This is a genomic window from Brevundimonas sp. LM2 (assembly GCF_002002865.1).
Classification (GTDB): domain Bacteria; phylum Pseudomonadota; class Alphaproteobacteria; order Caulobacterales; family Caulobacteraceae; genus Brevundimonas.
Genome location: NZ_CP019508.1, coordinates 1,832,499 through 1,855,995, shown reverse-complemented (window position 1 = coordinate 1,855,995; position 23,497 = coordinate 1,832,499). Strand labels below are relative to the sequence as shown.

Annotated in this window: 22 protein-coding genes; 16 read left to right on the top strand and 6 right to left on the bottom strand. The window is 69.0% G+C overall.

Going from position 1 to position 23,497, the window contains the following annotated elements; translation table 11 throughout:
• Positions 1-156 precede the first annotated feature (156 nt).
• Positions 157-2,790: a type I DNA topoisomerase gene (gene topA / locus BZG35_RS09100; protein ID WP_077355361.1), complete on the top strand. Its 2,634-nt coding sequence runs from the start codon at positions 157-159 to the stop codon at positions 2,788-2,790.
• A 76-nt stretch (positions 2,791-2,866) separates the two neighbouring features.
• Here the strand turns inward: topA and BZG35_RS09095 are convergent, their stop codons facing one another.
• Complete coding sequence (locus BZG35_RS09095; RefSeq protein WP_077355360.1) at positions 2,867-3,757, bottom strand: LysR substrate-binding domain-containing protein; 891 nt, start codon at positions 3,755-3,757, stop codon at positions 2,867-2,869.
• Positions 3,758-3,910: 153 nt separating this feature from the next.
• Here BZG35_RS09095 and BZG35_RS09090 point away from each other — a divergent pair, with 153 nt between their 5' ends.
• From BZG35_RS09090 to BZG35_RS09070, 5 genes are all read left to right on the top strand, one after another.
• Positions 3,911-6,379 (top strand): TonB-dependent receptor domain-containing protein, encoded by a 2,469-nt coding sequence (locus tag BZG35_RS09090; protein ID WP_171981922.1) that lies wholly within the window; start codon positions 3,911-3,913, stop codon positions 6,377-6,379.
• 72 nt (positions 6,380-6,451) lie between these two features.
• Positions 6,452-7,609 carry a TIGR03364 family FAD-dependent oxidoreductase gene (locus BZG35_RS09085; protein WP_253189133.1) on the top strand — a complete coding sequence of 386 codons (1,158 nt, stop codon included), beginning with the start codon at positions 6,452-6,454 and terminating at the stop codon, positions 7,607-7,609.
• Positions 7,606-8,421, top strand: coding sequence for a phosphonoacetaldehyde hydrolase (phnX, locus tag BZG35_RS09080; RefSeq protein WP_077355358.1), 816 nt, complete (start codon positions 7,606-7,608; stop codon positions 8,419-8,421). The genes BZG35_RS09085 and phnX overlap by 4 nt, the downstream gene beginning before the upstream one ends.
• 140 nt (positions 8,422-8,561) lie before the next feature.
• Complete coding sequence (locus BZG35_RS09075; protein ID WP_077355357.1) at positions 8,562-9,647, top strand: PA0069 family radical SAM protein; 1,086 nt, start codon at positions 8,562-8,564, stop codon at positions 9,645-9,647.
• Between the two features lie 122 nt (positions 9,648-9,769).
• Complete coding sequence (locus tag BZG35_RS09070; protein ID WP_077355356.1) at positions 9,770-9,964, top strand: hypothetical protein; 195 nt, start codon at positions 9,770-9,772, stop codon at positions 9,962-9,964.
• A 42-nt stretch (positions 9,965-10,006) separates the two neighbouring features.
• Here BZG35_RS09070 and BZG35_RS09065 read toward each other — a convergent pair whose 3' ends face one another.
• Positions 10,007-10,924, bottom strand: a complete 918-nt coding sequence (locus tag BZG35_RS09065; RefSeq protein ID WP_253189132.1) for a DMT family transporter — start codon at positions 10,922-10,924, stop codon at positions 10,007-10,009.
• Between the two features lie 100 nt (positions 10,925-11,024).
• Entirely contained in the window at positions 11,025-11,786 is a 762-nt protein-coding gene (locus tag BZG35_RS09060; protein WP_077355355.1) for a Coq4 family protein, read from the bottom strand.
• 105 nt (positions 11,787-11,891) lie between these two features.
• Between BZG35_RS09060 and BZG35_RS09055 the strand changes: the two genes are divergently transcribed.
• Genes BZG35_RS09055 through BZG35_RS09040 form a run of 4 tightly spaced genes read left to right on the top strand, consistent with a single transcriptional unit; the run spans position 11,892 to position 14,440 of the window.
• On the top strand, positions 11,892-12,965 hold the full coding sequence (locus BZG35_RS09055) for a type III polyketide synthase (RefSeq protein ID WP_216351837.1): 1,074 nt from the start codon (positions 11,892-11,894) through the stop codon (positions 12,963-12,965).
• Positions 12,962-13,459: an isoprenylcysteine carboxyl methyltransferase family protein gene (locus BZG35_RS09050; RefSeq protein WP_077355354.1), complete on the top strand. Its 498-nt coding sequence runs from the start codon at positions 12,962-12,964 to the stop codon at positions 13,457-13,459. Before BZG35_RS09055 ends, BZG35_RS09050 begins: the two co-directional genes overlap by 4 nt.
• On the top strand, positions 13,459-13,683 hold the full coding sequence (locus BZG35_RS09045; protein WP_077355353.1) for a ribbon-helix-helix domain-containing protein: 225 nt from the start codon (positions 13,459-13,461) through the stop codon (positions 13,681-13,683). Before BZG35_RS09050 ends, BZG35_RS09045 begins: the two co-directional genes overlap by 1 nt.
• Before the next feature lie 40 nt (positions 13,684-13,723).
• Positions 13,724-14,440, top strand: coding sequence for an SIMPL domain-containing protein (locus BZG35_RS09040; protein WP_077355352.1), 717 nt, complete (start codon positions 13,724-13,726; stop codon positions 14,438-14,440).
• A gap of 38 nt (positions 14,441-14,478) precedes the next feature.
• On the opposite strand, the gene BZG35_RS18215 is transcribed toward BZG35_RS09040, so the two are convergent.
• Both BZG35_RS18215 and BZG35_RS09030 read right to left on the bottom strand, forming a co-directional pair.
• On the bottom strand, positions 14,479-14,775 hold the full coding sequence (locus BZG35_RS18215; RefSeq protein ID WP_253189131.1) for a hypothetical protein: 297 nt from the start codon (positions 14,773-14,775) through the stop codon (positions 14,479-14,481).
• Positions 14,776-14,967, bottom strand: a complete 192-nt coding sequence (locus tag BZG35_RS09030) for a hypothetical protein (RefSeq protein ID WP_077355351.1) — start codon at positions 14,965-14,967, stop codon at positions 14,776-14,778.
• A 126-nt stretch (positions 14,968-15,093) separates the two neighbouring features.
• On the opposite strand from BZG35_RS09030, the gene BZG35_RS09025 reads away from it, so the two are divergent.
• The 6 genes from BZG35_RS09025 (at position 15,094) to BZG35_RS09000 (ending at position 22,883) form a co-directional block, all read left to right on the top strand.
• Positions 15,094-17,451: a UvrD-helicase domain-containing protein gene (locus tag BZG35_RS09025; protein ID WP_150125991.1), complete on the top strand. Its 2,358-nt coding sequence runs from the start codon at positions 15,094-15,096 to the stop codon at positions 17,449-17,451.
• A 31-nt stretch (positions 17,452-17,482) separates the two neighbouring features.
• Positions 17,483-17,737: a hypothetical protein gene (locus BZG35_RS09020; protein WP_077355349.1), complete on the top strand. Its 255-nt coding sequence runs from the start codon at positions 17,483-17,485 to the stop codon at positions 17,735-17,737.
• On the top strand, positions 17,734-18,018 hold the full coding sequence (locus BZG35_RS09015) for a type II toxin-antitoxin system RelE/ParE family toxin (protein WP_077355348.1): 285 nt from the start codon (positions 17,734-17,736) through the stop codon (positions 18,016-18,018). Before BZG35_RS09020 ends, BZG35_RS09015 begins: the two co-directional genes overlap by 4 nt.
• A 94-nt stretch (positions 18,019-18,112) precedes the next feature.
• Positions 18,113-19,453, top strand: coding sequence for a cellulase family glycosylhydrolase (locus BZG35_RS09010; RefSeq protein WP_077355347.1), 1,341 nt, complete (start codon positions 18,113-18,115; stop codon positions 19,451-19,453).
• Between the two features lie 45 nt (positions 19,454-19,498).
• On the top strand, positions 19,499-20,848 hold the full coding sequence (locus tag BZG35_RS09005; protein WP_253189130.1) for an O-antigen ligase: 1,350 nt from the start codon (positions 19,499-19,501) through the stop codon (positions 20,846-20,848).
• On the top strand, positions 20,814-22,883 hold the full coding sequence (locus tag BZG35_RS09000) for a DNA topoisomerase IV subunit B (RefSeq protein WP_077355346.1): 2,070 nt from the start codon (positions 20,814-20,816) through the stop codon (positions 22,881-22,883). The genes BZG35_RS09005 and BZG35_RS09000 overlap by 35 nt, the downstream gene beginning before the upstream one ends.
• Here the strand turns inward: BZG35_RS09000 and BZG35_RS08995 are convergent.
• Complete coding sequence (locus BZG35_RS08995) at positions 22,880-23,227, bottom strand: hypothetical protein (RefSeq protein ID WP_253189129.1); 348 nt, start codon at positions 23,225-23,227, stop codon at positions 22,880-22,882. The genes BZG35_RS09000 and BZG35_RS08995 overlap by 4 nt on opposite strands.
• Positions 23,228-23,497 lie beyond the last annotated feature (270 nt).

Below are 23,497 nucleotides of genomic sequence, written 5' to 3'. Positions count from 1 at the left end.
CAATCCCATCGCGTCCTCCCCCGCTGATGACAGCATAGAATACAACCCTGGGTAAGTTATCAACCTTAACGCGATACGGGCGTCCCGGATCAGGCTGATTGACACGGGGCCCGCACCCAACCACGTTCTGCGCCCCTCCTCCCAGACTGAGCCGCAATGAACCTCGTCATCGTCGAGAGCCCCGCCAAGGCCAAGACCATCAACAAATACCTCGGCTCCGGCTTCGAGGTGCTCGCCTCCTACGGGCATATCCGCGACCTTCCGTCGAAGGACGGCTCGGTCAAGCCGGACGAGGATTTCGCCATGGAGTGGGAGGTCGACGCCCGCGCCTCGACCCGCATGACCGAGATCGCCGCCGCCGCCAAACGCGCCGACCGCGTCATCCTGGCCACCGACCCCGACCGCGAGGGGGAGGCCATCAGCTGGCACGTGCTGGAGGTCCTGAACAAGAAGAAGGCCATCAAGGACACGCCCGTAGAGCGCGTGACCTTCAACGCCATCACCAAGTCGGCCGTGCTGGAGGCCATGGCCAATCCGCGCCAGATCGACATGGAGCTGGTCGAGGCCTATCTGGCCCGCCGCGCACTCGACTATCTGGTCGGCTTCACCCTGTCGCCCGTGCTGTGGCGCAAGCTGCCCGGAGCCCGCTCGGCCGGCCGGGTGCAGTCGGTGGCCCTGCGCATCGTCGTCGACCGCGAACTGGAGATCGAACGCTTCAAGCCCCAGGAATACTGGTCGATCGAGGCCGACCTGGCCGCCGACAGCCCGCCCTTCACCACCCGACTGGTCAAGCACGCCGGCAAGCGCGTCCAGCGGCTGGACATCAAGGACGAAGCCACCGCCCACGCCGCCCGCGACGCCATCCAGGCCGGCGACTTCACCATCCGCTCGATCGAGAAGAAGCCGGTCCGACGCTTCCCCTCGCCGCCCTTCACCACCTCCACGCTTCAGCAGGAGGCGTCGCGCAAGCTCGGCTTCGACGCCCAGCGCACCATGCGCGCGGCCCAGAAACTGTACGAGGGCGTCGACGAGACCGGCGGTCTGATCACCTATATGCGGACCGACGGCGTCCAGACCACGCCCGAGGGCATCGCCCAGGCGCGCGAGGTCATCGGCGAGACCTTCGGCCCGGCCTTCGTCCCGGCGGAAGCGCGTTATTACAAGACCAAGGCCAAGAACGCCCAGGAGGCGCACGAGGCGATCCGGCCGACCAACATCACCCGCCGCCCCGACAGCCTGCGTCTCGAGAGCGACCTCCAGCGGCTGTATGAGCTGATCTGGAAGCGGATGGTCGCCTCCCAGATGGAGGCCGCGCGGCTGGACCGCACCACGGTCGAGGTCGAGACCCCCGACGGCCAGACCGGCCTGCGCGCCACCGGCCAGGTGGTCACTTTCGACGGCTTCCTGGCCGTCTACGAGGAGGGCCGCGACGAGAAGCAGAAGGGGGCCGAGTCCGAGGAGGACGACGACTCCACCCGCCTCCCGACGCTGAAAGAGGGTGCCCGGGCCAAGGTCGAGGCCATCCGCACCGACCAGCATTTCACCGAGCCCCCGCCCCGCTTCTCCGAGGCCACCCTGGTCAAGAAGCTGGAGGAGCTCGGCATCGGCCGCCCCTCGACCTATGCCTCCATCCTGACGACCCTGCGCGACCGCGAATACGTCCGCATGGACAAGAACCGCTTCATCCCCGAGGACAACGGCCGCCTGGTCACCGCCTTCCTGGAGCAGTTCTTCGGCCAGTGGGTCCAGTACGACTTCACCGCCGCCCTGGAGAACCAGCTGGACGAGGTTTCGGCCGGGGACATGGACTGGAAGGCGCTGCTGCGCGAGTTCTGGTCCAAGCTGAAGCCCGCGACGGCCGCCGTGCTGGAACGCCAGGGGGTGATCGATGAACTCGATACCGCCATCGGGCCCTTCCTGTTCCCCGACAAGGCCGACGGCTCCGACGCCCGCCTGTGCCCGCTGTGCAAGTCCGGCCGGCTGCATCTGAAGGCCAGCTTCAAGATGAAGTCGTCCTTCATCGGTTGCTCCAACTATCCGGAATGCCGCTACACGCGCGGCTTCGGCGCGGGCGAGAACGCGGGCGACGAGGCCGGCGGCGACCGCGATCTCGGCATCGACGAGGCCACCGGCCTGCCCGTATCGCTGAAGATCGGCCGCTTCGGTCCCTATGTGGAGACCGCGGTCCCCGGCGAGGAGAAGCCCAAACGCTCGTCCCTGCCCAAGGGCTGGAGTCCCGCCACCCTCACGCTGGAACAGGCGGTCCGCCTGCTGGCCCTGCCGCGTCCGGTCGGCGATCACCCGGAGGACGGCAAGCCGATCACCGCAGGTCTCGGCCGCTACGGCCCCTTCATCCTGCACGCCGGCACCTATGCCAATGTCGCGGACATCGACGAGGTGTTCGACATCGGCCTGAACCGCGCCGTGGTCCTGCTGGCCGAGAAGCGCGCGGGCAAGTTGGCCGGTCGCGGGGCGGCCGTCGCGCCGCTGAAGGACCTGGGGGCCCACCCCGAGAGCGGCGAGCCGGTCCACGTCATGGCCGGCCGCTTCGGGCCCTACGTCAAGTCCGGCAAGATCAACGCCACCCTGCCCAAGGGCTCCGCGCCCGAGGACATGACGATGGAGATCGCCGTGCCCCTGCTGGCCGCGCGCGCCCTGGTCGCCCCCAAGGCCAAGAAAGCCCCGGCGAAGAAGGCCGCGCCCGCCAAGAAGGCTTCGGCCGCCAAGGCGCCGGCCGCCAAGAAGCCCGCGGCGAAGAAGCCCGCGGCCAAGAAGGCCGCGAAGGCCTGACCGTTTCCCAGGCGGGAGGCCGGCTGGCCCGATCCTTCCGCCGCTCCGGGCGCGGGCATCCGAAAACAGCCCCGCGTCACAGGGGGATGGGGCTCTCCGCCTGCAGGCTCGCGGCCGTATCGAACACGCCTTTGGCCAGGGGTGAGCGGCGCTGGTCGGCCAGGCACATCACATAGCCGGTCTGGATCGGCACCGCGCAGTCCAGGGGCCTGTAGGCGATCCGGGGGTCGGGCGGACATTCGGCCGAATAGAACAGGCTGATGCCGACGCCCATGGCGATGGCTTCGCGGATGGTCTCGCGCGTGTGCAGCTCGATAGTCTCGAGCGGTTCGATGCCCGCCCGCGACAGCAGGTCCAGGGTGGTTTCGCGCGTCCGCGACGGGGCCTCGCGCAACAGCAGGGTCTCCTGGCCGAGCAGGCTCACGTTTGCGGTCGCCGCGGCGGCGACGGGGTGATCGCGGGCCACGCCCAGCACCAGCCGGTCGCGATAGAGGGCCTCGTACGACAGTGACCCATCGATCGGCGGGTCGCAGGCGATGATGGCGTCGACCTCCCCGGCCTTGAGCCAGGCCACCACCTCGCTGGCATTGCCGATCCGCACCTGGATCTTGGCCCCGGGCCGTCGGGCCGGATAGGCGGCGACGAAGCGCGCGGCATAGGTCGGGCTGTCCGAGCCCAGACGAAGCCCGAGGCCGCCCGGCGCGAGCGACTGGGCGAGGAAGGCGTCGATCTCGCCACTGACCGAAAAGAGTTTCTGGGTCAGGGCGAACAGGGACTGACCCGCGCCGGTCAGGACCAGCGGCGGCTTGCGGCCGTGGAACAGCGGCACCTGATGGCGCTGCTCCAGCGCGCGGAGCTGTTCGGAGATCGTGGGCTGGGACACGGCCAGGCGGCGCGCGGCGCGGACGATGCTGCCCTCGCCCGCGACGGCGTGAAAGGCCCGCAGATGCTGCATGTTCGTGGCCATGCCTGGCTTCTATGGCGTCACGGTGAAACGCCCGTGACACCTCGGCCCGCCCGGGGGGGACCCTCGAAACAACCGATTGGCGGGGCATGGCCGGCCCGGGCGATAGAGCCCCGCTGCGACCGGGGGGATCCGGCGCTCACAGGGGAACTCACCATGTCCGTCACCAACAAGCACGCGCTGCTGGTCAGCGTGGGACTTCTGGCGCTCGCCAGCGCCGCGCCCGTCTTCGCCCAGACCGCATCCGGATCGGCCGAGCCGACCCAGGTCGACGAGATCGTCGTCACCGGCCAGGCCGTCGCCCGGGGCAACAACGTCGTCGGTCACGATCGGATCGACGCCCTGCCCGCCGCCCAGAACATCGTGGACGCCATCAAACTGGTGCCCGGCGTGTCGATCCGCGGCTCGGACGCGCTGAACAACGACCCCTGGACCTATGCGATCAACATCCGCGGCTTCGAGGTCAACCAGCGCAGTTCCAAGATCGGCCAGACCCTGGACGGCGTGCCGCTGTTCAACGCCTCCTACTATCTCGGCGGCTCGCCGGCGCAGAAATATGTGATCACCGAGAGCGTCGACCGGATCGTGGTCAGCCAGGGCACGGCCGACGTCGGATCGCCGGCGGCGAACGCCCTAGGCGGCACGCTCGCCTATGTCACCCGCGAACCGAGCGCGGAGGCCGGCGGCCTGATCCGGGCGACCCTCGGCGACTTCGATACGCGCCGGTATTTCGCGCGCTATGATTTCGGCACCCTGTTCGGCAACACCCGCCTTTATGTGGCCGGCTCGCAGCTAGACGCCAAGCTGTGGCCCCACGGCGGCGCGACCCCCGCAGGCATCGAACAGGTCTCGCTGGAAGCCAAGTCGGTCACCCAGTTCGATGGACTGACGGTGACCGGCTTCGTCAACTACAACGACAGCGACGACGACCCCATCATCGAGTCCTCGCGCGCCAGCCTGGACACGCGCGGCCTGGGCGTCGACGGCTCCTCGGCGGTCTTCAATCCGCTCAGCGCGGCGGCCAACGAGAACTGGGCCGACGACTGGGCGGCCATCCGCGAGAACGCCTTCGCCTATCTGAAGTTCGACTGGCGGCTGAACGACGTCATCAGCCTGGACGTCACCCCCTATGTCCAGACCAATGAGGGCGTCGGCGAGTTCCTGCCGCCGGGCCTGCAGCCGCGCATCGTCACGGTCGGCGGCCAGCGCCGTCAGGTGGTGTTCGGCAACGCCGCCTCGCGCGCCCGGACGGCCACCTTCCAGAACAGCGTTGGCAATGCGGTGTTCAACTACACGGGCGGCGTGGCCGACAGCTACATCGCCCTGGACGGCACCACGGTGACCTCGGCCGACTGCTACACCGCCGACGGCGCGGTCCGCCTGACCAACGGCCAACCGACCTGCGCCCAAGGCCAGTCCTATCGCAACAGCACCTATGACCACACCCGGTCGGGCGTGGTGGCCAACGCCCGGCTCGATCTGGGCGCGCACCAGGTCCGGGCCGGCGTCTGGTACGAAAACCTGAACCGCGATTTCGGCCGCCAATGGCTGCGCTATCAGGACATCCGCACTGGGCCGGTCATCGTCGAGAACGCGGTGTACCGCCAGGATTTCGAACAGACCTTCGAGACCGATCTGTACAAGTTCTACGTCGCCGACGACTGGTCGGTGACGCAAGACCTAACCATCAGCGTGGGCCTGCAGCATTTCCTGATCGACATCTCGGGCCAGACCCGGGACGAGACCCGCTATGCCGCCGACGGCGGGTTCAACGGCTTCCTGACCTCGAGCGTCAGCAGCGACAGCGACCAGATCCTGCCGTCCGTCGGGGCCGTCTATGACGTCACCGAAGACTTTCAGGTGTTCGGCGGCTATTCCCGCAACTCCGGGGCCATCGGGGACTGGGCCCTGGAAAAGACCGGCACCGACTTCGCCCGGCTGGAACCGGAAGTGAGCGAGAACCTCGAGCTCGGCGCCCGCTACAGCGCGCCGCGGCTGGCCGCCGCCGCCACCCTGTTCCGCACCGAGAACGACAAGGCGATCGTCTTCCTGGACGAAACCTTCGCCTCCAACACGGGGGGCATCAACTACAACGTCGGCACCGGGGGCACCTATGTGAACGCTCCTGGCGGAATCCAGACGACGGGTGTGGAAGCCAGCGCCCAGGTTCGCGTGACCGACGCCCTCAGTGCCTATGCCGCCCTGACGGTGCTCGACAGCCAGTACAGCGCCACCTTCAATGCCGCCAACTACGGCGGCAGCCGGCGCACCCAGGTCACCGAAGGCAACACGGTGCCCGGCACCCCGGACCTGCTGCTGGCCGGATCCCTGACCTATGAGACGGGACCGTTCACCGGCAGCCTGACCGCCCGCTACGTCGGTGAGTCCGAAGGCGACGCCCAGAACCGTCCGGAACTGGTCGTGCCGTCCTACACACTGCTGGACCTGTCGGCCGCCTATCGCCTGCCGCTCGGCGACGACGACGCCCGCTACATCGAGGCCCAGGTCGCGGTGAACAACGTGACCGACGAACGCTACATCGGCGGCATCCTCGACGAGTTCAATCAGCGCTATACGCCGGGCGCGCCCCGGACGGTCTATTTCACCGTCTCAGCCGCCTTCTGATCGACGGGTCCGCCCCTTCCGGGCCATGGTGGAAGGGGCGGACCCGTTTCGCCTTCTGGATATCCTGAACCCTTGCAACACTCCGCGCTTCCGATCTCCCGTTTCGACCTGGCCGTAGTGGGGGCCGGCATCCTGGGTCTGGCCCACGCCCTGGCCGCCGCGAAGGCGGGCAAGTCCGTGGTCGTGATCGACCGCGACGCCCAGGCCGTCGGCGCCTCCATCCGCAATTTCGGCTTTGTGACCATCACCGGGCAACGCCGGGGCGACACCTGGCGGCGCGCCCGACGCAGCCGTGACGTCTGGGTCGACGTCGCGGCCCAGGCCGGCATCCCGATCGAACAGCGCGGACTGATCATGCTGGCCCGCCGCCCGGAATCGCGCGCCGTGCTGGAGGCCTTCATGCAGACGGAGATGGCGGCCGACTGCGCCCTGTATTCGGCCGCCGAGGCTCGACGGCTTTGGCCCGCGCTGTCGGCCGCGCCCCTGACCGGGGCCCTGTGGAGCCCGCATGAGGTCCGGGTCGAGTCCCGCACCGCCGTCCCGCGTCTGGCGGCCTGGCTGGCCGAGGCCTGGGGCGTTCGCTTCGTGCGCTCCGCCGCCGTCCAGGCCATCGCCGTCCCGCGCATCCAGACCTCGCGCGGCGTGATCCTGGCCGACGCCTGCGTGGTCTGCCCCGGCGATGATCTGATCAGCCTGTATCCCGAGACCATCGCCGCCCGGGGCGTGACCCTGTGCAAGCTCCAGATGCTGCGTCTGGCCGATCCCGGCATCGCCCTGCCCGCGCCCCTGATGTCCGACCTGGGGCTGACCCGCTACCGCGGCTACGCCGATCTGCCGAAGGCTTCGGCCCTGGGTGCCTGCCTGTCCGCCGAACAGCCCTCTCATCTGGAAAACGGCATCCATCTGATCGTCGTGCAGAGCGCGGACGGGTCGCTGGTCGTCGGCGACAGCCACCACTATGACCAGACGCCGGGTCCGTTCGCCGACCAGGCCGTCGACGACCTGATCCTGGACGAGTTCCGCGCCGCCACCGGCCTTGAAGCCCCTCCGGTCCTCGAACGATGGACCGGGGTCTATGCCTCGGCCGCCGAGGACATGTTCCGGGCCACCCCCGAGCCCGACGTTCGCCTGGTGATGGTGACCAGCGGCACCGGGGCCTCCACCGCCTTCGCCATCGGCGAGGAAACCATCGCCGACCTGTTCGGCCCCTCTCAGGACGTCGCCGCATGACCTCTTCAATCAAGGCCGTGATCTTCGACTGGGCCGGCACCATGATCGATTTTGGATCGGTCGCCCCGGTCCTGGCGATGCGGCAGGCCTTCGCGGCCGAGGGTGTCGCGGTGACCGACGCCGAGATCCGCGCGCACATGGGGCGGGCCAAGCGGGATCACGTGGCCCAGATCCTGGGGGATGCGCGGGTCCAGGCGGCCTGGACGACGAGCCAGGGCGCGGCGTCGACCGACGCGGACATCGATCGCCTTCATGACGCGCTGGAGCCGCTGATGTTCGCTGCCGCCGCGTCCTGCGCGGATCTGATCGACGGCGCGGCGGACCTGGCGCACGACCTCCGCGCCCGCGGCGTCAAGATCGGCTCCACCACCGGCTACACCCGGACCATGATGCAGGCGATCCTGCCGCGCGCGGCCGACCAGGGCTATGCGCTCGACGCCGTCGTCTGCGCCGGCGAGACGCTCGAAGGGCGTCCTTCGCCCTTGATGGTCTGGAAGGCCCTGGTGGAGATGGGCGTCTGGCCGGCCCGCGCCTGTGTCAAGGTCGACGACGCCGAGGTCGGCATGGGCGAGGGGCGCGAGGCGGGGTGCTGGACCGTCGGGATCGCCGCGTCGGGCAACGGCGTCGGTCTGACCCCGACCGATCTGGCGGCCCTGGCGCCGGCGGAGCGGAGCTCGCGCGTGGCCCGGGCGCAAGAGTCGCTTCTGGCGGCGGGCGCGCACGCGGTGGTCGAGACGGTGGCGGATCTGCCCGCGGTGCTGGCCGAGATCGAACGGCGGATCGCGGCCGGCGAGACCCCGACCCGCCTCTGAGCCCACGCGGCGCGGGCCTGGTTTTGCGGCGGTCCCACGCTTGGCCGGACGATCGACAACGCGGTGACCCAGCCGCGCCGAGGCTTCAGCCCGCATCTGTTCTTGTTATGTTCCAGATTTGCCGCTAAGCGTCGGGAACGATGACACAGGTTTCGCTCCCTCAAGGCGCGCGCGGGCGCGGCGCGCGATCCAACCGGTCGGGCCGCTACGAAGCGGTCGAAAAAGTCGCATTCGATGACGGCTGGACGGATGCGGAGGGCCCCGCCCCCACGCAGGTCCCGACGACGGTGACCCCCCTCCGCTCCCGCACCATCATCAGCAAGAACCAGAGCCCGGACATCGGCTTTGAACGCTCCATCAACCCCTACAATGGTTGCTCCCATGGCTGCATCTACTGTTATGCCCGCCCGTCCCATGCCTGGATGGGCCTATCCCCGGGCCTGGATTTCGAGACCCGGATCTTCTCCAAGCCCGACGCCGCGCGTCTGCTGGAACAGGAGCTCAGCGCCCGGAAATACGTCTGCAAACGCATCCACATCGGGGGGAACACGGACCCCTACCAACCCGATGAGCGCGAACTGAAGATCACGCGCGGGGTGCTGGAGGTGGCGGCCCGGTTCAACCAGCCGGTCAGCGTCATCACCAAGTCCAACCTGATCACCCGCGATCTCGACATCCTGGGGCCGATGGGGCGCGACCGGCTGGCGACGGCCTTCATCTCGATCACCACCCTGGACCGCAATCTGGCCCGCGCGATGGAGCCGCGGGCCGCGACGCCCGCCCGGCGGCTGGAGGCCATCAGCCGGTTGGCGGAGGCCGGCGTCCCGGTTGGCGTGGGTTTCTCCCCGGTCATTCCCGGGCTGAACGACCATGAGCTGGAATCCGTCCTCGACGCGGCCGCCAAGGCCGGGGCCGTGACCGCCATGTACGTCACCCTGCGCCTGCCGCTGGAGATCAAGGACCTGTTCCGCGAATGGCTGGACGAGGCGCGACCGGACCGCGCGGCCCGCGTCATGTCGCTGGTTCGACAGACGCGCGGCGGCAAGGACTACGACGCTGACTGGGCACAGCGGATGAAGGGCACAGGTCCCGTGGCCGACCTGATCGCCGCCCGGTTCAAGGCGGCGGTCAAGCGCTATGGGCTGGACGGCCCGCGCCACGACCTCGACACGACGCGGTTCGCCGTGCCGACGGGGTCAAGACGCCAGATGGACCTGTTCAAGTAGGTCGCAGATGGTCGGGGTCGCGCCACCGGATGCCCATCGCGGCCCAGGGCGCGACGGCGCGGAACGGCCGCCTCCGAAATCTGTTAGGATGGCTCCTACGCTTAGCCTTCAATGAGAACACGATGAACGACGCCGACCGCATTCAGGCGCTGCTGGACCTGGTCGATCCCGACCGCCCGCCGACCGAGGGTCGTGGCCGCGAGCTGACGGTGCTGGGTCTGGCCGCGCCGACGCCCAAGGGGGGCTACCGCCCCACGACGGCGGGCTGGAGCCTTCTGGGGGAGAAGGGTCGGGCGTTTCGACTCAACACCGAATAGGGCCGTCGAACCCACACGTCGGTCCAGCGCAACGATGACGCGCTAGGCGCTGGGGCGGGCGCGGCTCAGCAGCGCCTGTCCGCCCAGCACCAGCGCCAGTCCGGCCGCCGCCGACCAGCCGAACCGGGCGTCCTCGAACAGCACCGACACCAGCATGGCGATCGGTGGCGTCAGGGCCGAGATATAGCTGGCCAGGGCATAGCCCCGCGCCTTGGCCACCGCGAAATAGGTCACGAAGGCTACGACCGACCCCAGCACCGACAGATAGACCAGGGAGATCAGATATCCGGGGCTGGGATCGATCGAGAACCGGACCCCCGTCGCCAGGCCGTAGATCACCAGCATCCCCGTGCCATAGGCCATGGCCCAGCCCGTTTGGGGCAGGATCGCGGTGCCTTCCTGCTGGCCCCGCCAGGAGAAATAGTTGCCCACGGCGGAACTGGTCACGGCCAGCATCGCCAGGCCGATCCCCGTCAGGGCGCGCTGATCGAGGCCGGACGCCAGGGCCTCCCCGCCCGACAGGACCGCGACCCCGACGATGCCGAGCCCGGCCCCCATCCAGGCCGCGCTCGAGGCCTTCTGGCCGACCACCAGGCGGAACAGCACCAGGTTCAGGAAGGCCAGGCCTGCGAACACCACCGCCACGATGGCCGAGGTCACATGGCCCTCGGCGGCGTAGGTGAAGGAATAGCTGACGGCGAAGACGAAGGCCCCCTGCCCCACGGCGGCCAGCTGCTGGGCCCGGGTCAGGCTCAAAGACCGGCCGGACACGGCGCAGCCGACGATCAGCACCAGGGCGGCCAGGCCGAAGCGCCAGACCAGCGAGGCCACCGGATCGACCGTTCCCAGCTGCCAGGTGATGGCATACCAGGTCGTGCCCCAGATCACCGCGCAGAGCACCACCCCGGCGATGGCCAGGACGTCGGCGGACGGACGGCGCAGGGTGTCGGACAGGCTCACGGCGCACTCATGGTTGAAAGAGCATAGTCGTTCGGCTTGCCGCCGGGGATCGCCCGAGGCAACCCGCGATCTTCACGCGCGAGCGCAAGCCTGGCTTATGTCAGCCCCGCAGCGCCACGGCCCGGCGGACGGGCTCGGGGATGGCGGCATAGACGGTGGCCGGGCGGATCCCCAGTCGCTCGCGCGCCGCCTGCAGATCCTCGGCGAACAGCGCCTCGTAATCGAGTCCCGGCAGCCACCGCGCGGCCCGCCCGTTGCGCCAGGCCTGCAGCACCGCCCGGCGCGCCGGGATCGAAGGGTTCTCGCGCTGGACCTCGCGCGCCGCGCCATAGCCGATGAAGGCGAACCCCAGGTTCTGTGTCTGGCCGTAGGAGAAGGACACCACGCAGGCCTCGCCCAGGGCATCGGTGTCGTAGCCGGTCAGCACATGCCAGATGTCGTGGACGTCCCGGAGCCGGCGCGAATACCAGACGATCGGATGGGGCGCGTCGATGAAGGGGACCACCTCGCGCTCGACCGCGGCCAAACCGTCGGCGGTAAACCCCATCCGTTCGCGAAAGCCGCGATAGGCGGCCCCCACGGTGCCTTGGGGGAAACGCCCCAGCCACACCGGATCGTCCAGCTTGTGCGCCAGTTCGTCGCGCAGGAAGGCCTGGCGACCCCCCTCCATGGTCCGCAGCATCCGGCCGTAGCCGCGCGCCTGGGACCGGCCGGACAGGGCCTTCATGATCTCGAACACCTGGGCGGTGTCCTCCTTGTCGCGGATCAGTTTGCGAAAGGCCCGGATCGCGGCGAGCGGCTGGATCCGCTGCGGCTTCAGCGACTGGAACTCTTCGGGGTAGGCAACCGTATCCAAGGTCATCGAGGCATCCCTTTCTATGGACGCCAATGTAGCGCAGCCTGCGACCGTCGCGAACCCCGGCCCGTATCTGAACGGACCCGCCGCGCCGGTGCGGCCGAAACCGAGTTGCCCTTGCCCGACCTGTACCGCGTGCCGACGCCCCGCCTGACCGCCCTGACCACCGCCTGGCCCCCTCACATCCTTCGACAGGAAGACGTCGCCGCCAACGGGGCGGAAATGTTCGCCACCACCCACGGCGGCTTCAAGCGGCTGGAGCCGATCTATCGCAACGCCCTGATCGAGACGCGTCACTCCTGCGTGCCCATCGAATGGTATCTGCAGCCGCACAGCTTCGCCGAGCGCAACCGGTTGTTCCTCGACAACGCCGTCGCCCTGATGGCCGAGAGCGCCCAGACGGCCCTGGACGCGGCGGGCCTCGGCGCCGACCAGATCGACACCATCGTCACCGTCTGTTCCACCGGTATCGCCACCCCGTCGCTGGACGCGCGGCTGATGCAGGTCATGCCCTTTCGCCCCGACGTTAGGCGCGTCCCCCTGTTCGGCCTGGGCTGCGCGGGCGGCGTCATGGGACTGGCGCGCGCGGCCGAGATGGCCAAAGCCTATCCCGACAGCCGGGTGCTGCTGCTGGTGGTCGAGCTGTGCGCCCTGACCTTCCGCTACCAGGATCGCTCCAAGTCCAACCTGGTCGCCACCGCCCTGTTCGGCGACGGGGCGGCGGCGGCGATCGTCTCCTGCCGCGATGACGCCACTGGACCGGTGCTGGGGGCCAGCCACGAGCACACCTGGCCCGACAGTCTCGACGTCATGGGCTGGGACGTCGAGAACGACGGGCTGAAGGTCGTCTTCAGCCGGGATATCCCCACCCTGGTCCAGAACGACTTCCGGCCGATCGCCGAGGCCTTTCTCGGCCGCAACGGTCTGACCGCCGGCGACGTCGGCGGTTTCGTCTGCCACCCTGGCGGGGCCAAGGTGATCGACGCCCTGGAGGGCGTCTTCGCCGTTTCGCCCGGCGAGATGCGCCACACCCGCGATGTGCTGCGCGACCACGGCAACATGAGCTCGGCCACGGTCCTGTTCGTGCTCAAGGCGGCGCTGGACGGCGCCGAACCGGGGCCCTGGCTGCTCACGACGCTGGGCCCCGGCTTCACCACGGCCCTGATGCTGGTTCACCCGGAATGATGGGGTTCCTGATCGTCCTGGGCCTCGTCGTCGCCCAGCGGCTGGGCGAGCTGTGGCTGGCCGACCGCAATACGAAGCGTCTGATGGCCGAGGGGGCGGTGGAGATCGGGGCGGGTCACTATCCGCTGTTCGTGATCCTGCACACGGCTTGGCTGTCGGTCCTCGCCGTCATCACGCCCTGGACCGCCGTGCCGAACCCGTGGCTGCTGGCGGCCTATGTCGGGCTGCAGTTCGTCCGGGTCTGGGTCATCGCCACCCTCGGCCGGTACTGGACCACGCGGATCATCACCCTGCCCGGCGCGCCCCTGGTGCGGTCGGGCCCGTTCCGGTTCGTGCGTCACCCCAACTACTGGGTCGCCTCGCTGGAGATCGCGCTGCTGCCCCTGATGTTCGGCCAGGTCTGGATCGCGGTTGTCTTCAGCCTGCTGAACGCGGCATTGGTGGCCTACCGGATCCGCATCGAGGAGGCGGCGCTGGCGGAACGGAGATCCTGATGCTGAAAAAGAGGTCCGTCACGCTCGCGGGCCACGCCACCTCGGTCGCCCTGGAGCCCGAGTTCTGGGCCGTGCTGGACCGTATCGCCGAGGCGCGGGGTCTCAGCCACGCCGGCCTGCTGGTCTGGGTCGACCAGACGCGCGGTCGCCGGCCGCTGGCCTCCGCCTGCCGCCTGCTGGCCCTCGAACACGCGGCCGCAGAATCCATCGTTCGCCAAGCGTGACCATACGAGGCATGGTGAGATCCTGACCAAGGATATCACCATGCAGATCGATCGCAGCCTGTTACCGCCCGCCATCTTCGGCGGCCTGATCGCCATCGGCTTGATCGGCGCGGGCCTGGCTATCGGCGGCGGCGTGATCAACGCCCAGGTCGGCAATCGCCAGGTCAACGTGCGCGGCGTCGCCGAAAAGAACGTGGTCGCCGACCTCGCCGTCCTGACCCTGCGCTTCACCACCTCCGGCGACGATCTGGATACGCTCAAGGCGAAGATCGACGGCGATCTGGTCAAGGTTCGCGGCTTCCTGGCGGCCCAGGGCTATCCGGAGGCCGCGATCACCGTGGGGCGTCTGGAGGTGACGGACCTGAAGGCCCAGGCCTATCAGCCCCAGCCCGACCTGCCGAAATACAGCGTCGGCCAGGGCGTGACCGTGCGGACGAACGACGTCGGCCGGGTGGCCCGGACCGACCGCGCGCTGGATCAACTCGTGCGTCAGGACGTGCTGCTGGACTTCACCGCCCCGACCTATGTCTTCACGCGGCTGAACGAGGTCCGTCCGGCCATGATCGCGGAGGCCACCGCCTCGGCGCGGAGCGGCGCCGAGCAATTCGCTCAGGATTCGGGCGCGCCGCTGGGCCCCATCCGTCAGGCGACCCAGGGCTCCTTCGAGATCCTTGCGCGGGAGGATATCGACAGCGAGCCGACCTCGCTGAACAAGCGGGTCAGGGTGGTCGCCACCGTCACCTACCAGCTGAAATAGAGCGAAAACGCCCGCCGGGATCGCCGGCGGGCGTCTGATTAGTTCGCGGGTGCCGGGCTCGGCAGGGTCGGCGGTTCGATGTTGGGAAGCTGGGGTGCCTCCATCTTGGGCAGGTTCACATCGATGTCGACGTCGGTATCGGCGGCCTCCTGGACGGGGTTGTTCCCGCTCAGCAGCACATAGGCGATGATGGCGACCACGATCACCAGTCCGCCGATCAGGAACGGGATGAACCCACCCCCGCCGCTGCGGCGCTCGGGCTGGACGTTGACGTTGGTCTGCGGTTGGCGATCGACGACGACGACCCGTTCGGGCGGAAGATTGGGATCGGTCATCTAGTTGCTCCCCGGAACAGCGGGCGCGTCCACCGACGGAAGGTTGACGTCGACGTTCACGTCCTTGGTCTCGGGCGTCATGCCGCCGCGCGCGAACACGAAATAGGCCACGATCGCCAGCACCACGACGATACCGCCGACGATGAAGGCCAGGCCGGCATTGCCGCCGCCGCTGCTTGAATTTTCTGTCATTTAGTCAGTCCCTCTCCAATCCACCCCTGGACCGCACAAACGACGGTGACGCTTGCCGGTTCCAGCGCCGATGAACTCCGGGCCTGACTTTGGCCTCTGTGCTCATTATGTTCCGGGTCACGCCGAATCCCGAGACCCCATATTTTGACCGACGCCGCTGTTCCCGTTCCCCGCATCTCCGATCTCGCCCGCTCGCGGGGGCCCGGCGGTGTCGCGCATGAGGCCCCGGACTATCTGTCGGGCCTGAACGCCGAGCAGCGTGAGGCCGTGGAGGCGACCGAGGGGCCGGTCCTGGTCCTGGCCGGGGCCGGCACGGGCAAGACCCGGGTGCTGACCACCCGCCTCGCCCACATCCTGGCGACCGGGCGGGCCAAGCCGTGGGAACTGCTGGTCGTCACCTTCACCAACAAGGCCGCGCGCGAGATGCGCGAGCGGATCACCCACCTGATCGGCCCCTCGGCCGAAGGTCTGCGCTGGCTTGGCACCTTCCACAGCGTCGCCGCCCAGATCCTGCGTCGCCACCCGGAACTGGTCGGGCTGAAGTCCAGCTTCACCATCCTGGACACCGACGACCAGGAGCGGCTGCTGAAACAGCTGCTGGAGGCCGCCAATATCGACACCAAGCGCTGGACGCCGCGGTCGCTGTCCGGCCTGATCGACCACTGGAAGAACCGCGGCTGGACGCCCGAGAAGCTGCCGCCGGGCGAGGATTTCGCCAACGGCAAGGGCCAGAGCCTCTACGCCGCCTATCAGTCCCGCTTGGCCACGCTGAACGCCTGCGACTTCGGCGACCTGCTGCTGCACAACCTGACGATCCTGTCGAAACACGCGGACATCGCCGAGGAGTATCGCAAGCGGTTCCGCTACATCCTGGTCGACGAATATCAGGACACCAACGTCGCCCAGTATCTGTGGCTGCGGCTGCTGACGGCCTCGACCGGCAATGTCTGCTGCGTCGGTGACGACGATCAATCGATCTACGGCTGGCGCGGCGCCGAGGTCGACAACATCCTGCGCTTCGAGAAGGACTTTCCCGGGGCCAAGATCGTCAAGCTGGAGCGCAACTACCGCTCGACCAGCCATATCCTCGGGGCCGCTTCGGGCCTGATCGCCGCCAACCGCGACCGCCTCGGCAAGACCCTGTGGACCGAGGACCAGACGGGCGACAAGGTCCGGGTGCGCGGGGTCTGGGACGGCGAGGCCGAGAGCCGACTGATCGCCGACGAGATCGAGACCGCCAAGCGCGACGGCATGAAATACAAGGACATGGCGGTCCTGGTTCGCGCGTCGTTCCAGATGCGCGCGTTCGAGGAGCGGTTCGTCCTCCTGGCCATCCCCTACACCGTGATCGGCGGTCCCCGCTTCTTCGAACGCGCCGAGATCCGCGACGCCCACGCCTATCTGCGCCTGATCCAGTCCGAGGACGACGACCTGGCCTTCGAGCGGATCGTCAACGTGCCCAAGCGCGGCATCGGCGACACCAGCGTGCAGAAGATCCTGCAGATCGCGCGCCACGACGGCGTCTCGGCCATGACCGCCGTGCGCGACCTGATCACCTCGGACGAGCTCCAGGCCCGCACCCGCACGGCCCTGTCGACCTTCGTCCGCGATCTCGACCGCTGGCGCGCCCTGGCGTCCGACACACGCCACTGGCTGCTGACCGAGACCGTGCTGGAGGAAAGCGGCTATGTCGACATGCACAAGGCCGACCGCGCGACCGGCCCGGCCCGCCTCGACAACCTGAAGGAACTGACCCAGGCGATGCAGTCGTTCGAGACGCTGGGGGCCTATCTCGAACACGTCTCCCTGGTCATGGACCTCGATCGCGGCCCGTCGTCGGACGCGGTCCAGATCATGACCCTGCACGGAGCCAAGGGGCTGGAGTTCCCGCTGGTCTTTCTGCCCGGCTGGGAGGAAGGCGTCTTCCCCAGCCAGCGCAGCATCGACGAGAAGGGCGAGAAGGGCCTCGAGGAGGAACGCCGCCTGGCCTATGTCGGCGTCACCCGCGCCAAACAGGACGCGCGGATCTCGTTCGCCGCCAACCGCCTGGTCTACGGCCGCTGGACCAGCCAGCTGCCCAGCCGCTTCGTCGACGAACTGCCCATCGCCCACGTCGAGGCCGAGAGCGACACCGGCTACTACGGCGCCTCCGGCGGCATGAAGGAGGCCAAGTCCCGCTGGGACGACGCCCCGTCCTTCGGGGCCGGCTACACCTCCCCCGGCTGGCAGCGCGCCCAGGCCGTCACCGCCTCCCGCGCCCCGGCGGGCCGCCCCGCCCGCAAGGCCCTGATCGAGGGCGAAGGCCGCCTGATCGCCACCGCCGACCCCAAGTCCGGCTCCGGCTTCGTCAAGGGCGACCGCGTCTTCCACCAGAAATTCGGTTACGGCAGCGTGCGCGTGATCGAGGGAAACAAGCTGACCGTGGCGTTCGAGAAGGCCGGCGAGAAGAAGGTCATCGATACCTTCGTGGAGAAGGCGGCGTGACGCTTTCGCGCGATTTTGCTAAGCTAGGGACATGGCCGACGGCGCTTTGACCATCACCATTCCTCACGACGACGCCGCAAGGCTCGCCGAGCGTGCCGAGGCGCTTGGCGTCACGCCCGAGGCCTTGGCGCTGCAGATGTTCAGCCGGCTGGTTGATGACGGTGCGGATCTTGAGCGCCCTGCAACCGCATCCGGGGATTTCGACGGTCCCTATATCGAACTCGAAGACGCGCTGACGGAATTCAGCGCGGAACTCGAACGTCGTCTCGCCGCCCGCGCTGAATGAGGGTCATCCTCAGCCGGCGAGCGAACCTTGACCTGCTTGGTCATCTCGACTGGCTGTCACGACGGTCCCCTGCTGCGGCTCGGCGAACCGCAGGTGACATCGCCGCGGCCCTGCGGCTTCTCACACAGTTTCCTCACGCTGGCAGCGCTTCGAGCATGGAAGAACGGGAGTGGATCATCCGCTCGGGCCAAGACGGGTACGTGGCGGTCTATCGCGTCGAAGCCAACCGGATCGTCATCGGCCGACTCTTCCACTCCAAACAGGACCGCACGGCCGGTTAATGGGTCAGGCGTGCCGACCCGCCCTTCAGCACGGACTTTATTGTCCGACCTAACCGGGTGAAGCTCCCTGACGCGCGCCTACCGGAGCCCCGCCATGCCACCCCGCCCCCTGACCCGCCGCAGCGCCCTCGCCCTGTCCACAGCCGCCGCCCTGTCCCCGGCCCTGCCCGCCGTGGCGCGCGCGCCGCGCCCCGGCTTCGTCGCCCGCGACGGCATGGCCCTGACGCTGGACGGACGGCCCTATCGGTTCGCCGGCATGAACGCCTGGTACCTCGCGTGGCTGGGGGCCGATGCGGACTTCGGCGATCGCGACCGGCTGGGGCGCGAGTTGGACCGGTTGCAGGCCGACGGCATCACCAATCTTCGCTTGGCCGCCTCGGCCGAGCATTCGCCGCTTCGGAATTCGGTCCGCCCCGCCTTCCGCGACGCCTCCAGCGACTGGAACGAGACCCTGCTGATCGGCCTCGACCAGGCCATGGCCGAGATCGGCCGGCGGGGCATGAAGGCGGTGCTGTACCTGACTAATTTCTGGGAGTGGTCGGGCGGAATGATGACCTATCTGTCCTGGGTCAACGGCGGCCGCTATCTGGACATGAACGACCCGGCCCATCCCTGGCCGGCCTTCCCCGACTTCATCGCCGACTTCTACCGCAGCCCGGAGGCGGTGGGCCTGTATCACGCCTGGGTCCGGGCCATGGTCACGCGCGTCAATACCGTGACCGGCATCGCCTATGCCGACGACCCCACCCTGATGGCCTGGCAGCTGGCCAATGAGCCGCGCCCGGCGGGGGGCGAGGCGGCGGCCCTGGCGGTCCTGCCGGACTTCACGGCCTGGGTGAACGGCACGGCGCGGCTGATCAAGACGCTGGACCCCAACCATCTGGTCTCCACCGGGGCCGAGGGGCTGAAGGGCGCGGTCGAACGGCCCGACCTCGTGCTGGACACCCACCGCTCGCCCGACATCGACTACCTGACCGCCCACATCTGGCCCGGCAACTGGAGCTGGCTCAACCTGGACGACATGGCCGGCACCGACGCCTCGGCCCGGGCCCAGACCGCCGACTACATCGCCCGACACGTCGGCTTCGCCCGCGAGCTGAACAAGCCGCTGGTGATCGAGGAGTTCGGCTATCCGCGCGACGGCAACCGCTATGACCCCGCCGCGCCGACCACCCTGCGCGATCGCTTCTATGGCGAGGTCCAGGCCGCGGTCCTCGCCGACGCCCGCGCCGGCGGGCCGTTGGTCGGGTCCAATATCTGGGCCTGGAACGGCGAGGGTCGCGCCCGAAATCCAGACTTCCGCGCCCGCGCCGGCGAGTCCGCCTGGGTCGGCGATCCCCCGCACGAGCCCCAGGGCTGGTACGGGGTCTTCGACAGCGATCGCTCGACCCGCGACCTGATCCGCGCCCATGCCGCCGCCCTTGCGGCGGTCTGAGCCGCCCCACACCCTTCCTTAACGGCGTCTTGCCACCCTCCCCCGGTGCGCGCCTCCTCCGCCCTGATCGAACCGGCAGACCCCGCCCCGCCTCTGTGGGAGCAGGCGGCGGCGATGTTTGTGGTCATCATGCTGACCCAGGCCCTGGTCGGCCCGGTGTTCGCCCCGACCCAGGAGGAGACGCCGATCCTGCGCCTGGTCTGGCTGCCGGTCTATGCGGTCATCGCCGTCCTGATCGCCCTGCGCCCCGGGGCCATGGTGCGCGCCTGGCCGGCCTGGCTGATCCTGGGCCTGCTGGTGCTGCACGCCTTCGCCTCCAGATGGTGGTCGATCGATCCGGGCGTGACCGAGCGACGGGTCATCGCCATGGCCCTGTCCAGCGCCTTCGCCATTTACCTGGGGGCGGTCTTCAGCGGCCGTCATCTGCCCCGGCTGCTGATGCTGGCGGCCCTGTTCATGGGCCTGGGCAGTCTGATCATGATCCTCGTCAATCCGACCATCGGCATCCACCAGGCCGACAACGCCGGCCTGTGGCGGGGCCTGTGGTACGAGAAGAACCAGATGGGGCTGGTGATGTCGGCCGGTGCCGTGGCGGCGGCCGCCTGTCTGGCCTCGGGCGATCCCCGCCGCCGGTTGCCCGTTCTGACCCTGGCGGTCACCACCCTGCTGGTGCTGGCGACCCAGTCCAAGACCTCCCTGCTGTGCCTGATCGTCGGCGTCGGGGCCATCGCGGCCTTGTGGGCCATGCGTCGGGGTGGAGCGGCCTTCGCCATCATCGCCGTGTGGCTGGGCGTCGTCCTGACCGCCGCGGCCGGTTACGTCTTCATCACTGATCCCGCCGCCGTCCTCACGGCCTTGGGCAAGGACCCGTCCCTGACCGGACGCACCGACATCTGGGCCGCGCTGATGCGCGAGGTGGCCGAGCGGCCCTGGACCGGCTTCGGCTATGCCGCCTTCTGGGAGCGCGGCTCGGTTCCGGCGGCCTTCATCCGCGCCGAGACCCAGTGGCCGGTTCCCTCGGCCCACAACGGCTGGATCGACCTGCTCATCCAGCTGGGCTGGCCGGGCGCGATCCTCGTCGGCCTGACCGTGGCGCTCGCCGCCCTCGCGACCCTGTTCCGCATCCCTGGCACCGGCGCGCGCGAGGGCTACTGGGGCGTCGGCTATCTGGCGGTCTTCCTGCTGCTGAGCCTGTCCGAGAGCGTCCTGCTCAGCCACGCCAACCTGCCCTGGACCCTGCTTCTGGCCATCCTCGCGCGGGGCGTCTCGGCCTCGTCTCTGCCTAGCCGCGTCCCCAGCCTTGCCTGGACGGCCCGAGGAGCCTACCAGACGGCTCCCCGAATCGGCCCACACTCAAGCCATGCCCGCCTCCGCCAGCCCGTCCCTGTTCGATGACATCCCCGAGGCCCCCAAGCCGGCGGCCCCCACCCCCGCGCATGCCGCGACGCTGACCCCGGCCGCTGCGCCGACCCCAACGACCGCGACGCCACCCCCCGCCCCCGGCAGCTATTCCGCCTCCTCGATCGAGGTGCTGGAGGGGCTGGAGCCGGTCCGCAAACGCCCGGGCATGTACATCGGCGGCACCGACGAACGGGCCCTGCACCACCTGTTCGCCGAGGTGCTGGACAACGCCATGGACGAGGCCGTGGCCCGCCATGCCAAGCTGATCACCGTCGATCTGGACGCCGAGGGCTTCCTGTCGGTGCGCGACGATGGCCGCGGCATCCCGGTCGATCCCCACCCCAAACACCCCGGCAAGTCGGCGCTGGAGGTGGTCATGACCGTGCTCCACTCGGGCGGCAAATTCTCGGGCAAGGCCTATGAGACCTCGGGCGGTCTGCACGGCGTCGGCGTCTCGGTCGTCAATGCCCTGTCCGACGTGCTGGACGTCACCGTCTGGCGCGATGGCCATGAGTGGAAACAGTCCTTCAGCCGCGGCATCCCCCAGGGCTCGATCGTCCAGGTCCAGCCCTCGAAGAAGCGCGGCACCCTGATCCGCTTCCATCCGGACGCCGAGATCTTCGGCGTCGGCGCGGCCTTCAAGCCGGCGCGTCTCTTCCGCATGGCCCGGTCCAAGGCCTATCTGTTCCGCGGCGTCGAGATCAAATGGACCTGCGCCGCCGACCGCATCACCGACTCCACGCCGGAGACGGCCACCTTCCACTTCCCCAACGGCCTGGCCGACGCCATCGCCGAACGCATCGGCGAGGTGGAGACCGTCACCCCGACCTTCTCCGGCCGGGTCGAGCGCAAGGGCGAGGCCGGGGCGGTCGAATGGGCCGTGACCTGGTCGCCGATCGGCTTCGGCGAGGCCGACGGCTTCGTCCAGTCCTACTGCAACACCGTGTCGACGCCCGACGGCGGCACGCACGAGGCGGGCTTCCGCGCCGCCCTGGTCAAGGGGCTGAAGGCCTATGGGGATCTGACGCACGAGAAGCGCGCGGTCCAGATCACGGCCGAGGACGTCATCGCCAACGCCGGGGCCATGATCAGCGTCTTCGTCCGCAATCCCGAGTTCCAGGGCCAGACCAAGGACCGGCTGTCGTCGCCCGACGCCCAGCGCCTGGTCGAGGCCCTGCTGCGCGACCCGCTGGACCACTGGCTGACCGAGAACCCCAAACAGGCCAACGTCCTGCTGGGCTTCATCATCGAACGCGCCGAGGACCGCCTGCGCCGCCGCAAGAACAAGGAGGTCCAGCGCGCCCAGGCCACCCGCAAGCTGCGCCTGCCCGGCAAGCTCAGTGACTGCAGCCGCCAGTCGGCCAACGGCACCGAACTGTTCATCGTCGAGGGCGACTCGGCCGGCGGCTCGGCCAAACAGGCGCGTGACCGCACCACCCAGGCCATCCTGCCCCTGCGCGGCAAGATCCTGAACGTCGCCAATGCCACGGCCGACAAGCTCCGCGCCAATATCGAACTCAGCGACCTGACCCTGGCGCTGGGCGTCACGACCGGGCCGCGTTTCGACATCGAGGCGCTGCGTTACGAGCGGGTCGTGATCATGACCGACGCCGACGTCGACGGCGCCCACATCGCCGCCCTGCTGATCACCTTCTTCTACCGCTCCATGCCCGAGGTGATCCGCCAGGGTCGCCTGTTCATGGCCCTGCCGCCGCTCTACCGCCTGTCCGCCGGGCCCCTGTCGGAGTATGCCCGCGACGAGGCCCACCGCGAGGAGCTGATGGCCACGGTGTTCAAGGGCAAGAAGGTCGAGCTGGGCCGGTTCAAGGGCCTGGGCGAGATGATGGCCTCCCAGCTCAAGGAGACCACCATGGACCCGAAGAAGCGCACCTTGGCCCGCGTCACCCTGCCGGAGTCGGAGGACGACATCGAGGACCTGGTCGAACGGCTGATGGGCAAGAAGGCCGACGCCCGCTTCCGCTTCATCCAGGACAATGCCCAGTTCGCGGTGGCCGATCTGGACGTCTAGCGCCCCGGTGCCAGCTCGTTCTGCACGCGCCGCCCCAGCGGGTCGCGCGCGGTCCAGGTCTGGCCCACCCGCGCCTCGACGACCGGCGAGCAGTAGCGCGAGATCATCATGAAGGCCGGGCGGATGCCGTTCAGACAGACCTTCTGCCCCTCGATCCGCCACGACGCCGACAGCCGCCGCCCGTCCGAGAAATGCGCCGCATAGGAGCCGTCGCGGTTGAACCAGTGCCGGACCCAGCCGCCGTCCGGATAACGGGACACCAGGGTGTTCTCGAACATGTCGGCGATCTCGGCCGAGGCCGTCGCCGGCACCGCCAGCAGACCGGCCATCAGCAACGCGATCATGTTTGCCTTCACCGTCGCCCTCCCTGCCTGTTCGCCGAACGCCAAGTCTTACCGATAGTTCACGCTCTGCCAAGCGTGACCATGGGTCGGTGAATCCTTGACTTTACGGCACAGGCTTCTATATGCGGCCCACGTTCGGGACAGGACTGGCGAATCGCGCCGCCCGCTCGCCCACGGCAAGGGCGGTTCCGCGACATCCCCGCTGCCCAGCGAAACGGGTGGCTCCCTCGTCCCACCGGTGCGCGATCGCACCGGGCTCCGTCCAAGGAT

What these genes read in the sequence shown, in the direction of transcription:
- BZG35_RS09075 (WP_077355357.1), top strand. Translation starts at nt 8,562, where the DNA reads ATGACACAGGTTTCGCTCCCTCAAGGCGCGCGCGGGCGCGGCGCGCGA.
- BZG35_RS08995 (WP_253189129.1), bottom strand. Translation starts at nt 23,227, where the DNA reads ATGATCGCGTTGCTGATGGCCGGTCTGCTGGCGGTGCCGGCGACGGCC.
- BZG35_RS09050 (WP_077355354.1), top strand. Translation starts at nt 12,962, where the DNA reads ATGATGGGGTTCCTGATCGTCCTGGGCCTCGTCGTCGCCCAGCGGCTG.
- BZG35_RS09030 (WP_077355351.1), bottom strand. Translation starts at nt 14,967, where the DNA reads ATGACAGAAAATTCAAGCAGCGGCGGCGGCAATGCCGGCCTGGCCTTC.
- BZG35_RS09010 (WP_077355347.1), top strand. Translation starts at nt 18,113, where the DNA reads ATGCCACCCCGCCCCCTGACCCGCCGCAGCGCCCTCGCCCTGTCCACA.
- BZG35_RS09015 (WP_077355348.1), top strand. Translation starts at nt 17,734, where the DNA reads ATGAGGGTCATCCTCAGCCGGCGAGCGAACCTTGACCTGCTTGGTCAT.
- BZG35_RS09045 (WP_077355353.1), top strand. Translation starts at nt 13,459, where the DNA reads ATGCTGAAAAAGAGGTCCGTCACGCTCGCGGGCCACGCCACCTCGGTC.
- BZG35_RS18215 (WP_253189131.1), bottom strand. Translation starts at nt 14,775, where the DNA reads ATGACCGATCCCAATCTTCCGCCCGAACGGGTCGTCGTCGTCGATCGC.
- BZG35_RS09070 (WP_077355356.1), top strand. Translation starts at nt 9,770, where the DNA reads ATGAACGACGCCGACCGCATTCAGGCGCTGCTGGACCTGGTCGATCCC.
- BZG35_RS09020 (WP_077355349.1), top strand. Translation starts at nt 17,483, where the DNA reads ATGGCCGACGGCGCTTTGACCATCACCATTCCTCACGACGACGCCGCA.
- BZG35_RS09060 (WP_077355355.1), bottom strand. Translation starts at nt 11,786, where the DNA reads ATGACCTTGGATACGGTTGCCTACCCCGAAGAGTTCCAGTCGCTGAAG.
- topA (WP_077355361.1), top strand. Translation starts at nt 157, where the DNA reads ATGAACCTCGTCATCGTCGAGAGCCCCGCCAAGGCCAAGACCATCAAC.
- BZG35_RS09090 (WP_171981922.1), top strand. Translation starts at nt 3,911, where the DNA reads ATGTCCGTCACCAACAAGCACGCGCTGCTGGTCAGCGTGGGACTTCTG.
- BZG35_RS09040 (WP_077355352.1), top strand. Translation starts at nt 13,724, where the DNA reads ATGCAGATCGATCGCAGCCTGTTACCGCCCGCCATCTTCGGCGGCCTG.
- BZG35_RS09000 (WP_077355346.1), top strand. Translation starts at nt 20,814, where the DNA reads ATGCCCGCCTCCGCCAGCCCGTCCCTGTTCGATGACATCCCCGAGGCC.
- BZG35_RS09095 (WP_077355360.1), bottom strand. Translation starts at nt 3,757, where the DNA reads ATGGCCACGAACATGCAGCATCTGCGGGCCTTTCACGCCGTCGCGGGC.
- phnX (WP_077355358.1), top strand. Translation starts at nt 7,606, where the DNA reads ATGACCTCTTCAATCAAGGCCGTGATCTTCGACTGGGCCGGCACCATG.